The sequence below is a fragment of the Ralstonia edaphi genome (assembly GCF_958350185.1).
In the GTDB taxonomy this organism is placed as follows: domain Bacteria; phylum Pseudomonadota; class Gammaproteobacteria; order Burkholderiales; family Burkholderiaceae; genus Ralstonia; species Ralstonia edaphi.
The window spans coordinates 490,052-502,011 of the sequence record NZ_CATWHI010000002.1 but is presented as its reverse complement, the minus strand read 5'-3'; the positions used below and the strand labels follow the sequence as shown (position 1 = coordinate 502,011).

The 11,960-nt window shown below is 64.0% G+C and carries 10 protein-coding genes and 1 riboswitch; of the genes, 3 read left to right on the top strand and 7 right to left on the bottom strand.

Annotated elements, in window-relative coordinates:
* Positions 1-4 precede the first annotated feature (4 nt).
* Entirely contained in the window at positions 5-2,326 is a 2,322-nt protein-coding gene (locus R2669_RS07510) for an NADP-dependent malic enzyme (RefSeq protein WP_316899458.1), read from the top strand.
* Positions 2,327-2,424: 98 nt separating this feature from the next.
* Here the strand turns inward: R2669_RS07510 and R2669_RS07505 are convergent, their stop codons facing one another.
* From R2669_RS07505 to R2669_RS07480, 6 genes are all read right to left on the bottom strand, one after another.
* The gene (locus tag R2669_RS07505) at positions 2,425-3,495 is read right to left on the bottom strand and encodes a porin (RefSeq protein ID WP_102066436.1); all 1,071 of its coding nucleotides are present in this window, start codon (positions 3,493-3,495) and stop codon (positions 2,425-2,427) included.
* A gap of 152 nt (positions 3,496-3,647) precedes the next feature.
* Positions 3,648-4,172: a 2-oxo-4-hydroxy-4-carboxy-5-ureidoimidazoline decarboxylase gene (gene uraD / locus R2669_RS07500; protein WP_147214683.1), complete on the bottom strand. Its 525-nt coding sequence runs from the start codon at positions 4,170-4,172 to the stop codon at positions 3,648-3,650.
* Complete coding sequence (puuE, locus tag R2669_RS07495) at positions 4,169-5,131, bottom strand: allantoinase PuuE (RefSeq protein ID WP_147214684.1); 963 nt, start codon at positions 5,129-5,131, stop codon at positions 4,169-4,171. The genes uraD and puuE overlap by 4 nt, the downstream gene beginning before the upstream one ends.
* A gap of 110 nt (positions 5,132-5,241) precedes the next feature.
* The gene (locus R2669_RS07490) at positions 5,242-6,672 is read right to left on the bottom strand and encodes an 8-oxoguanine deaminase (RefSeq protein ID WP_316899456.1); all 1,431 of its coding nucleotides are present in this window, start codon (positions 6,670-6,672) and stop codon (positions 5,242-5,244) included.
* Positions 6,673-6,676: 4 nt separating this feature from the next.
* Positions 6,677-8,086 carry a nucleobase:cation symporter-2 family protein gene (locus R2669_RS07485; protein WP_024972464.1) on the bottom strand — a complete coding sequence of 470 codons (1,410 nt, stop codon included), beginning with the start codon at positions 8,084-8,086 and terminating at the stop codon, positions 6,677-6,679.
* Between the two features lie 92 nt (positions 8,087-8,178).
* Positions 8,179-8,937, bottom strand: a complete 759-nt coding sequence (locus tag R2669_RS07480) for a GntR family transcriptional regulator (RefSeq protein ID WP_316899454.1) — start codon at positions 8,935-8,937, stop codon at positions 8,179-8,181.
* A gap of 378 nt (positions 8,938-9,315) precedes the next feature.
* Between R2669_RS07480 and uraH the strand changes: the two genes are divergently transcribed.
* Positions 9,316-9,669 (top strand): hydroxyisourate hydrolase, encoded by a 354-nt coding sequence (gene uraH, locus R2669_RS07475; protein WP_316899452.1) that lies wholly within the window; start codon positions 9,316-9,318, stop codon positions 9,667-9,669.
* A 17-nt stretch (positions 9,670-9,686) separates the two neighbouring features.
* A complete protein-coding gene (locus R2669_RS07470; RefSeq protein ID WP_316899450.1) occupies positions 9,687-10,943 on the top strand; it encodes a urate hydroxylase PuuD in 1,257 nt (418 codons plus the stop codon).
* 216 nt (positions 10,944-11,159) lie between these two features.
* Here R2669_RS07470 and R2669_RS07465 read toward each other — a convergent pair whose 3' ends face one another.
* Positions 11,160-11,732, bottom strand: coding sequence for a TMEM165/GDT1 family protein (locus R2669_RS07465; RefSeq protein WP_027681002.1), 573 nt, complete (start codon positions 11,730-11,732; stop codon positions 11,160-11,162).
* Positions 11,733-11,786: 54 nt separating this feature from the next.
* Positions 11,787-11,956, bottom strand: a riboswitch (yybP-ykoY riboswitch).
* Positions 11,957-11,960 lie beyond the last annotated feature (4 nt).

The following is an 11,960-nucleotide window of genomic DNA, read 5'->3' as shown; positions in this document are numbered from 1 at the left end:
TGCTATGAATGACAAGCTTCACGACGCCTCGCCGGATTCCCAAGACCAAGGCGCCGAGGCCGAACTGCGCCGCGCGGCGTTTGAATATCACCGCGCACCCACGCGCGGCAAGATCGAGGTCCGCCCGACCAAGGCGCTGATCAATCAGCGCGACCTCTCGCTGGCGTATTCGCCGGGCGTGGCGTATCCGTGTACCGCGATCGAGCAAGATCCGTCGCTGGCGGCGGAGTACACCTCGCGCGGCAACCTCGTCGGCGTGATTACCAACGGCACCGCGGTGCTGGGCCTGGGCGACATCGGCCCGCTGGCCAGCAAGCCCGTGATGGAAGGCAAGGGCTGCCTGTTCAAGAAATTTGCCGGCGTGGACGTATTCGATATCGAACTGGCCGAGCGCGACCCGGACAAGCTGGTCGACATCATCGCCTCGCTGGAGCCGACGCTGGGCGGGATCAACCTTGAAGACATCAAGGCCCCGGAGTGCTTCTACATCGAGCAGAAGCTGCGTGACCGCCTGAACATTCCCGTCTTCCACGATGACCAGCACGGCACGGCGATCATCTCGTCGGCGGCGCTGCTCAACGGCCTGAAGGTCGTCGGCAAGGACATCGGCAACGTGAAGGTGGCGGTGTCAGGCGCGGGCGCCGCAGCCATCGCGTGTCTGGACGTGATGGTGGGCCTGGGCGTCAAGCGCGAGAACGTCTACGTGGTCGACTCCAAGGGCGTGATCTACGCCGGCCGCGACGCCAAGATGGAGCCGAACAAGGCGCGCTATGCGCAAGACACGTCGGCCCGTACGCTGGCCGACATCGTGCGCGATGCCGACGTGTTCCTGGGTTGCTCGGCGGCCGGCGTGCTGACCGCCGACATGGTCAAGACCATGGCTCCGAAGCCGATCATCCTGGCGCTGGCCAACCCCGAGCCGGAAATCCGCCCGGAAATCGCCAAGGCCGCGCGCCCGGACTGCATCATCGCCACGGGCCGTTCGGACTACCCGAACCAGGTCAACAACGTGCTGTGCTTCCCGTACATCTTCCGCGGTGCGCTCGATTGCGGCGCCACGAAGATCACGGAAGAGATGAAGCTGGCCTGCGTGAAGGCCATTGCCGAGCTGGCAGAAGCCGAAACGAACGACGCCGTGGCGCAGGCTTACGCCGGCCAGGACCTGACCTTCGGCCCGGATTACATCATCCCGAAGCCGTTCGATTCGCGCCTGATCGAGAAGATCGCGCCGGCCGTCGCCAAGGCCGCGGAAGAGTCTGGCGTGGCCACGCGCCCGATCAAGGATCTGGACGCCTATCGCGCCCAGCTGAGCGACTTCGTGTACCACACGGGCCTGACCATGCGCCCGGTGTTCTCGGCCGCCAAGGCCAACCCGAAGCGCGTCGTGTACGCCGAAGGTGAAGAAGAGCGCGTGCTGCGCGCGGTGCAGACGGTGGTCGACGAAGGCCTGGCCAAGCCGATCCTGGTCGGCCGTCCGCACGTGATCGAAATGCGCATCCAGAAGGCCGGCCTGCGCCTGAAGCCGGGCGTGCATTTCGAGCTGGTCGATCCCGAAGACGACCGCCGCTATCACCAGTACCACACCGCTTACCACGAGCTGATGGGCCGCAACGGCGTGACGCCGGACATGGCTAAGTCGGCGCTGCGCCGTTCGAACACGCTGATCGGTGCACTGCTGGTGCGCCTGGGCGATGCCGATGCGCTGCTGTGCGGCACGGTCGGCCGCTTCGACGCCCACCTGGAACACGTGCGCGACGTGATCGGCCTGGCCCCGAACGCCAAGGTGTTCGCCGCCATGAACGGCCTGATGCTGGAGAAGCACACGCTGTTCATCACCGACACGTTCGTCAACGAAATGCCGAGCGCAGAAGAGCTGGCCGACATCACCAAGCTGGCGGCAGAAGAAGTGCGCCGGTTCGGCCAGGAGCCGAAGGTGGCGATGCTGTCGCACTCGATGTTCGGATCGTCGAAGAACGCATCGGCCCGCCGCATGCGCGCTGCGTATGACCTGCTGAAGGTGGAAGCGCCGGACCTGCAGGTGGAAGGCGAGATCCAGGGTGATGCGGCGCTGTCGGAAGACATCCGCCACCACTTCCTGCCGAAGAGCGCGTTCTCGGGCAGCGCAAACTTGCTGGTGATGCCGTCGCTCGACGCCGCCAACATCGCGTTCAACCTGCTCAAGATCACGGGCGGGCAGGGCGTGACGGTAGGCCCGATCCTGCTGGGCGCGGCCAAGCCGGTGCACATCCTGAACCCGTCGGCCACATCGCGCCGCATCGTCAACATGACGGCGCTGGCGGTGGCAGACGTATCGGCTACGCGTTGATCGGTTGATCCGACCCTTGGGCCGCAGAAGGTGGGTGGCCCAAAAGAAAACGGCGCCTGGGGAAAGTCCAGGCGCCGTTTTTCTTTGCTGCCGACTGCTTAGAACTTCGCGCGGATGCCCACGCCGAAGGTGTCTGCCGAGCTGAGGTTCGTCACCTTGTCGCGCATGTACGCGGCGTACACATCGGTGCGCTTGGACAGCGAATAGTCGTAACCGACGGCCCACGTGTTGCGCTTCACGTCGGCCGCGCCCGAAGTTTTGGTGTACGCGTACGACGCGAGGATGCTGCCCGGGCCGACCGGCACCGATACACCCAGCTGGCCGCCGTTGCTCTTCGCATCGCCGGAGTTGATGGCGTTCTTGATGTACTGGTACTGACCGTAGACCTTCGCCACGCCAAAGTCGTACGTGGCACCCAGCTGCGCAGCGGTCTGGCGCGAGAAGCCTGCCACCAGTGCGTTCAGGTCACCCGGAGCGGAGTCGAAGCGCACCTGCTGGAACGCTGCGGTGGCCGCGAAGTTGCCACGGAAGTACAGGAAGTTGCCGCCCCACTTGTTCTGGCCGTTGTGACCAGCTTGCTCGCCCGCGCCGTAGATGAAGTTGGCGGTCAGACCGTTGAAGTCCGGCGTCGAGTACATGATCGAGTTGTTCCAGCCCGAATCGCCGACGAGGCCCGAGATGCCGCCGGGGCCGCTCAGGCCGTTGCCGAGGTAGGTGTGGAACACCATCGGCGAGAACGTGTACGAATCGATGAACGGGTTGAACAGGATCGTCGACACGAAATACGGCGGCGTCAGGCGGCCGAGCTTGATCGAGCCCCAGGTGCTCGATTGCAGGCCGACGAACGAGTTGCGGGCGAAGAACGTGTCGCCGTCAAAGCGGCCGTACTTGCCGGTGTCGGGGCGGAAGAACGCTTCCAGCGTGAAGATCGCCTTCAGGCCGTTGCCGAGGTCTTCGCTGCCCTTCATGCCCCAGTACGACGTGGACATCCCGCCCGAGTTGACGCCCCAGGCGCGGTCGGATGCGCCCAGGCTCTTGGTGGCGCCCGCCCAGGCATCCACCTGGCCGTACAGCGTGACGGACGATTGCGCCTGCGCACCGGCACTTGCTGCCCCCAGTGCCGATGCCACTGCCAGCGCGGCCATGCCACGCTTGAATTTCGACTGCATTGCTACCTCCTTTGTTGTTGAAGATCACTGCAGGTTGCGCCGCATTCTTTGATGCAGTCACAGGCCGGCTGGTCAGGCTCCATGCCGGACGGTGTCCCATGCCCCATGACACCGCGCCCACAGCGTTGTTTTTTGCTGATGAACCTGAAAAATCAGTTTGCTGAAATCAAATCGGCCAGGCGGAAACCTGCAATGCGATGAATCTGTTCGAGCGAGGCACGCAGCTCGGTATCGCGGTCGTTTTCCACGCGCTTGCTGAAGTTGTCGATGATCCCGTGGCGGTCGTAGCCGCGCACTGCCAGGATGAACGGGAAGCCGAACTTCTCGTTGTACTGCGCGTTGAGTGCCTGCAGGCGTGCAAACTCTTCCGGCGTGCACTGGTTCAGGCCCGCACCGCTTTGCTCGCGCGTCGACTCGGCGGTCAGTTCACCGCGCACGGCCGCCTTGCCCGCCAGCTCGGGGTGAGCGCGCACGAGCTTGAGTTGCGGCTCGATGCCAGCCGAGTCCACCGCATTGCGCATGGCAGCCGCCAGCGCCTCGGCCGAGGCGAACGGGCGTTGCGTGGCGGCCTGTTCGGCAACCCACGGCGAATGCTCGTAGACGCCGCCGAGGACTTGCACGAACTGCGATGCGTCCATGCCGTTGAGTTGCGAAAGGGTGTAGGTGGTCTGGCTCATGCTGTGGTGCTCAAAACGGGTTGCTTGGCATACGGATGGTTCTGGATCCAGTGCTGCGCGATGTCGATACGGCGGCAGATCCAGACCTTGTCGTGCGATTGCACGTAGTCGAGGAAGCGCTGCAGCGCACGGAAGCGCGCCGGCCGGCCCAGCAGGCGGCAGTGCATGCCGATCGACAGCATCTTCGGCTGCGCGAGGCCGTTCGGATCGCCTTCCTCGTACAGCACGTCGAAGGCGTCCTTCAGGTACTGGTAGAAGTGGTCGGCCGTGTTGAAGCCTTGCGGGCTGGCAAAGCGCATGTCGTTGGTGTCGAGCGTGTACGGCACCACCAGGTGCGGCTTGGTCTCGCCGGATGACGTTTGGACTTCGGTCCAGAAGGGCAGGTCGTCGCCGTAATAGTCGGCGTCGTAGGCAAAGCCGCCGTGCTCGACCACCAGACGGCGCGTGTTGGGGCTGTCGCGGCCGGTGTACCAGCCCAGCGGTGCGTTGCCGGTCAGCTCGCGAATGATCTCGACGCCGATGCGCATGTGCTCGCGCTCGGTGGCTTCGTCGACGTTCTGATAATGGATCCAGCGCCAGCCGTGGCAGGCGATTTCGTGGCCCAGGTCAACGAAGGCTTGCGTCACGTCCGGATGGCGCTGCAGGGCCATTGACACACCGAAGATCGTCAGCGGCAGGCCGCGCTTTTCAAACTCGCGCAGGATGCGCCACACGCCCGCGCGCGATCCGTATTCGTAAATCCCCTCCATGCTCATATGGCGGGCAGGGTAGGCCGCGGCGCCAATGATTTCCGAGAGGAACTGCTCGGAGCCCGCGTCGCCGTGCAACACGCAGTTTTCACCGCCTTCCTCGTAGTTGAGGACGAACTGCAGGGCGACGCGCGCACCGCCCGGCCAGTTGGCGTTGGGCGGGTTCTTGCCGTAACCGATGAGATCGCGCGGATAGTTATTGTTTGTCATGGTTTTTCATGTCGAGGAGACTTCATACAACACCGGTCAGACAGTGGAATGCGGCTTTCCAAATTCACGACATCACAGCGGCGTCATGAACCAGGCAAGGCGCCATCGCGTCAAGCCGGGACTGCCCGGGCAGCCTGCGCCAGTTCCAGCGCGAGCTTCCGGTGAACCGTGAGATGGGCGTCGAGTTCAAGCGTGGTCAGGCGGCCGTCTTCGACGACCACGCGCCCGTTGATCACGCTGTGCGCCACGTTGGACGGGGCGCAGAACACCAGCGCCGCGACGGGGTCGTGGTCGGCGCCGGCAAAGCCGACTTGGTGACGATCGAAGCTGACAAAGTCGGCCGACATGCCGGGTGCGAGCGCGCCGATGTCGTCGCGGTTGAGCACGCGCGCGCCGCCGAGCGTGGCGATCTCCAGCGCCTCGCGCGCGCTCATCGCCGCGGGGCCAAAGCCGACGCGTGCGAGCAGCATGGCTTGGCGCGTTTCGCCGAGCATGTGCGCGCCATCGTTCGACGCGCTGCCATCCACGCCCAGCCCGACCGGCACGCCGGCATCGCGCATCGTGCGGATGGGCGCAATGCCCGATGCAAGCCGCATGTTCGAGCACGGGCAATGCGCAACGCCGGTGCCGGTGCGCGCAAACACGTCGATGCCGTGCGCGTCGAGCTTTACGCAGTGCGCATGCCAGACGTCGCGGCCGACCCAGCCGAGGTCTTCCGCGTACTCGGCCGGCGTCATGCCGAACTTCTCGCGTGAGTAAGCGATGTCGTTGTCGTTCTCGGCCAGGTGGGTGTGCATCGACACGCCGTAGCTGCGCGCGAGCTTGGCCGATTCGCGCATCAGGTCACGCGAGACGGAGAAGGGCGAGCACGGCGCCACCACCACACGCAGCATCGAATGGCGGTCGGCGTTGTGCCACGTTTCAATCAGGCGCTGCGTTTCCTTCAGGATGGCTTCTTCGCCTTCGACCACGCGGTCCGGCGGCAAACCGCCCTGGCTGCGGCCGACGCTCATGCTGCCGCGCGCCGCGTGAAAACGCATGCCGATCTGTTGCGCGGCTTCGATCGAATCATCGAGCCGGCTGCCGTTCGGGTACAGATACAGATGGTCGCTGGACGTCGTGCAGCCCGAGAGCAGCAGTTCCGCCATCGCGGTAAGCGTAGACACGCGCACCATCTCGGGCGTGAGGCCCGCCCACACCGGGTACAGGTTCGTCAGCCAGCCGAACAGTTCCGCATCCTGCGCGGCGGGCAGGGCGCGCGTCAGGCTTTGATACATGTGATGGTGCGTGTTGACGAAACCCGGCGTGACCACGTGGTCGCGCAGTTCCATCACGCGTACGTTGGGTTGGCGCGTTGTGTTATCAGCGGCATCGCGATACTGCGACGGCAGATCGGCCGTGGCGCCCACCCATTCGATCACGCCACCGCGCGCAACCAGGGCGCCGTCCGGGATCTCGCGGCGTTGCGCATCCATGGTGACCAGCACGTCGGCATGACGGGCGATCAGAAGCGGGTCGTTGTGCCCGACAGTGGCGTTCATGCAATTACTCCGTGCCGTGGGTGTTGGCGGCCGCGTCGCGCATTGCGTGCTCGGCAGACTGCATGCCGTTGTAGTACAGGTTCAGGATGACCGCGACCAGCGTGCCCAGCACGATGCCGCTGTGCGTGACGGGCTCCAGCCAATGCGGCAGGTACTGGAAGAAGGTCGGTGCCAGCGTCGGGATCATGCCGAAGCCGATCGAGATCGCCACGATGAACAGGTTGTGGCGGTACTTGTTGAAATCGATCGAGCCGAGAATGCGTACGCCGGTGGCGGCCACCATGCCGAACATCACGATGCCCGCACCGCCCAGCACGAACGAAGGAACCGACGCCACGATGTGCGCCATCTTCGGGAACAGGCCCAGCGCGATCAGGATCACGCCGCCCATGGCAGCCACGAAGCGCGAACGCACACCCGTGACCGTCACCAGCCCAACGTTCTGCGAGAACGACGTGTAAGGGAACGTGTTGAACACGCCGCCGATCACGGTACCCAGGCCGTCGGCGCGCAGGCCACGGGTCAGATCATCGGTGGACAGCTTCTTGCCGGTAATTTCCGCCAGCGCCAGGAACATGCCGGTCGATTCGACCAGCGTGATCAACATCACGATGCACATCGAAGCGATGGCGCCGAAGTGGAACGTCGGCATGCCGAAGTGCAGCGGCGTGATGACGGCCACCCAGTCGGCTTCGGTAATGCCCGCAAAGCTGACCTTGCCGAATGCCATGGCGATGAACGTGCCGATCACGATGCCCAGCAGCACGGCAATGTTGCCGATCAGGCCGCGACCGTACTTTGTCAGCAGCAGGATGATGACGAGCACGGCCAGCGCGATGCCAAGGCCGCTCAGGTCGCCGTAGGCCGGGTTGGGTACGGTCTTGAGCACGCCATCGACCATGGTCTTCATGGTCGGCTGGCCGCCCGCTGCCCAGTTGATGCCAACGCCCATCAGCGACATGCCGATCAGCGTGATCACGGTGCCCGTCACGACCGGCGGGAAGAGCCCTAGCACGCGGCCCATGAGCGGCGCGACGATGATGCCGAACAACCCCGCCGCGATCACGGCGCCGTAGATGCCGAGCAGGCCGATGCTCGGGTCGGTGCCGATGGCAATCATCGGGCCCACCGACGCGAAGGTCACGCCCATCATGACCGGCATGCGAATGCCGAACTTCCAAATGCCGAAGGCCTGGATGAGGGTGGCAAGGCCAGCGGCAAACAAATCCGCATTGATCAGGAAAGCGAGCTGTTCCTTGGGCAGATGCAGTGCACCGCCCACAATCAGAGGCACTGCCACGGTGCCTGCATACATCACCAATACATGTTGCAGACCCAATGCGAGCAGGCGTCCGTACGCCACGCGCTCATTGGTCAGATCCGCCGTGGGGGCGGCGATGGTGCTGCTTGCCATAAAGGTCTCCTTTGGGTGGTAAGCCGGACGGCGTCCGGCTTGTGGCGGCCGGCCTCTGTCGTGCCGGCTCGCCCGATACAGCTAAACCGGTCCTAGACTTTGTCCTTCCCGCCGCGCGGGCCCAATACCGAACGCAGATCGAAATCAGCAGGCGCTTCGGGGCGCACGCGATCGGCGCAGCATTGCAAGTGCTGGGCCATGTGGGCCTGGGCAGCGCTGGCGTCGCCACGCTCCAGGGCATTGAGGATGTCGAGGTGTTCGTCGAACGAGCAGGCGTTGTTGCCTGGGGCCTCGACGCTGGCGATCATCAGCGTGGTGCGCGACACCAGCCGGCGCATCATCTCGACCACCAGCGGATTGCCCGACTGCTCGGCCAGCGCCACGTGAAATTCCGCAGACAGGCGAATCCAGCGCGGACGATCGTGCGTGACAAACGCCTGGCGCTCCTGCTTGACGAGTTCCATGAGCGGCGCAATGGCAGCCTTGGGGTTGCTGCTGTGGCCCACCTTGTCGAGCACCGCGCGCTCCAAGATCTGACGCAGCTCGAACATGGCGTGGGCTTCGTCGATGGAGGGCGCCGCGATGAACGCGCCGCGATTCGGCTCCAGGTCGACCAGGCCGTCAGCGGCCAGTTGGGAGAAGACCTTGCGCACCGTATGACGGGCGGTGGCATAGATTTCGCACAGCGCATGCTCCGTCAGCTTGGTGCGCGGGGGCAGGCGGTGCTCCATGATCGCGTCGTAGATCTCGTGATACATCCGTTCTTCGACCGACATGCGTGTTGCTCCCGATGCCTTGGCGCCCGACTTCGACGTCGCTTCCGTGGAGACCAGCTTGAGATTCTTGGACATGGCAGACCCGCCTTTGAGTAACGCGCCGCAGCATAAGCAACTGCGAAAATCTGTTGACAATTATTCGTGGCGGCCTTCAATATTGTCAACAAAATGCGTTCGGGAATCCGACAAACTAGGGAAATCCCTGTTTCAAACCGAGTCTAGCGACACGGTGGAAGCAAGGCGTCGGACCCAGAACGAGCGACGGCTTTGCCGGTTTGGCATGCACCCTCCCAACATGGGCGGCAGGCGTAAACCGGCTGGACGCGCGCCGGGATGCGTGCACAGCACGTACCGAGCGGGCCCCGACGCCAATCCTTGTCACACAAGGGTTTGGCGCGAGGTGCAAGTGGAGGCAGCGGCGCTTCTGAAAATTCGAACTACAGAGGAAGACAAATGGGACGCTTGACCACCCATGTGCTCGACACCGCTGCAGGCACGCCGGGCCAAAACCTGGCGATCGCACTGTTCAAAATTGTCGACAATCAGCGGCAACCGATCAAGTCGGTCCGCACCAATCACGATGGCCGTTGCGATGCGCCGCTGCTTGAAGGCGAAGCGCTGCAAACCGGCGTGTACGAGCTGGACTTCGGCGTGGGCGAGTACTACCGCGCCGCCGGCGTCAAACTCCCCGATCCCGCGTTCCTGGACGTGGTGACGCTGCGCTTCGGCGTGGCCGATACCAGTGCGCACTACCACGTGCCGCTGCTGGTGTCGCCGTGGTCGTATTCGACCTATCGCGGTAGCTAACAGGGCAGGGACTCATCATGGAAGGCTATATCCTCGACTGGGCCAACTTGCTCTTGCGTTGGCTGCACGTGATCGTCGCGATCGCGTGGATCGGTTCGTCGTTCTACTTCGTCTGGCTCGATAACAGCCTGACCAAGCCGACCGCACCGGACCTGAAGGACAAGGGCGTCGACGGTGAACTGTGGGCCGTGCACGGCGGGGGGTTCTACAACCCGCAGAAGTACCTGCTGGCGCCGAAGCAGCTGCCGGACCATCTGCACTGGTTCTACTGGGAGTCGTATTCGACCTGGATGTCGGGCTTCGCCCTGCTGACGGTGGTGTACCTGTTCAACGCCAACGTTTACATGATCGATCGCAGCGTGTTCGACATGACAGCGACGACGGCCGTGCTGCTGGCGCTGGGCTTCCTCGTGGTCGGCTGGCTCGTGTACGACACGATCTGCCGCGTGTTCGGCAAGAACGATCGCGTGGTCGGCATTCTCGTGGCGATCTATGTGGTGATCGCGGCGTTTGCGGCGTGCCACCTGTTCTCGGGCCGCGCGGCATTCCTGCTGATCGGCGCGATGATCGCAACGATCATGAGCGCCAACGTGTTCTTCTGGATCATTCCGGGCCAACGCAAGGTGGTCGCCTCGCTCAAGGCAGGCGAAAAGCCGGACCCGATCCACGGCAAGCGCGGCAAGCAGCGCAGCGTGCACAACACGTATTTCACGCTGCCGGTGCTGTTCGCGATGCTGTCGAACCACTACAGCATGACGTACGCCGCCAAGTACAACTGGGTTGTGCTGGTGCTGATCATGCTGGCCGGCGTGCTGATCCGTCAGTTCTTCATCCTGAAGCACAAGGGCGTCGTGAACTGGGGCTATCCGGCAGCGGGTGTGGCTGTGCTGTTGGGTGTGGCGGTGTGGCTGGCTCCGGTGTCGCGTCCGGCTGCTCCGGCGGCGGAAGCCCCGGCAACAACAGCGCCCGCAGCGGCGGCAGAAGGCGGCGCTGCAGCGCCTGCGGCAGCCGCTGGCGGCTCGGACTTCGCCAAAGTACAGGCAGTCGTTACCGCGCGGTGCTATCAATGTCACTCGGCTCATCCTACCCTGATGCCTTCGCCGGCCAAGGGCGTGTTGCTCGATTCGCCGGAAGAACTGGGCAAGCATGCACAGCTTGTCTACCAGCAGGTCGTGCAGCAAAAGCTGATGCCGCTGGGCAACGTGACGCAAATCACCGACGACGAGCGCACGATCATCGCCAAGTGGTTCGAAGGCGGCGCCAAGACGAACTGAGGCGCACGCTGAGCAACAACAGAACGGTTTATCGGAGCATGCCATTCGTTCCCTAGCGGGTGGCATGACCGGTGAGGGTTGAACGGGGCTGCGGCCCCGTTTTTTTTCGCCTGAAGCGTCTGCAGTGATGTGTCCGTGGCTGGGCTGAATTCGCCGCTGCGTCACCGGCTGCAAGGGGCGCCGACAGGGCAGCCCCAGAGCCCTCGGATTGACGACTTATTTCCCGACGCCGAGCAACGCCAGTACGCCCAACACCAGGAAGATCAGCGCCGCAATCCGATGCACCAGCGTGATCGGCATGCGCGCAGCGAACTTGTTGCCCATCAGCACGGCCGGCACGTTGGCCAGCAGCATGCCGACGGTCGTGCCCGCGACGACAGAAAACACGTCGTGAAAGCGCGCCGCCAGTGCCACGGTCGCGATCTGCGTCTTGTCGCCCATCTCGGCAAAGAAGAACGCAACGATGGTGGTCCCGAGGATGCCCAGGCCGCGCTGCGTCGTCGAGGGCGCTTCGTCGTCGTCGAGCTTGTCCGGAATCAGCATCCACCCGGCCATGGCGATAAAGCCCACGCCCAGGATCCACCGCAGCACGTTTTCGCCGAGCACGTGCGTGATCCAGCCACCGACGGCGCCGGCCAGTGCGTGGTTGACGAGGGTGGAGATGAAGATGCCGAGAATGATCGGCACCGGCTTGCGAAAACGCGCGGCCAGCAGGATCGACAGCAGCTGCGTCTTGTCGCCGATTTCTGCGAGCGCAACGATGCCGGTGGAGACGAGAAAGGCTTCCATGTTGTTGTGGTGTCCGGGCCGTATGCGAACCAATGACGCGCCACTGCCGGCCCTGTCCGCAGTGGGTTGTCATCGGTCTCGCCAGGCGCGTCACCGAGTGCACGGATGGCACCCTGAGTGCGGCTGACCACGCCATAACCGCCTGTCGTTGCGACGGCGGTCAAGTCTGTTGACGTGGCCCTCGAAGTGACGACTTCGAGCGGCTACTCCCCAATGGAAGCCGCGATT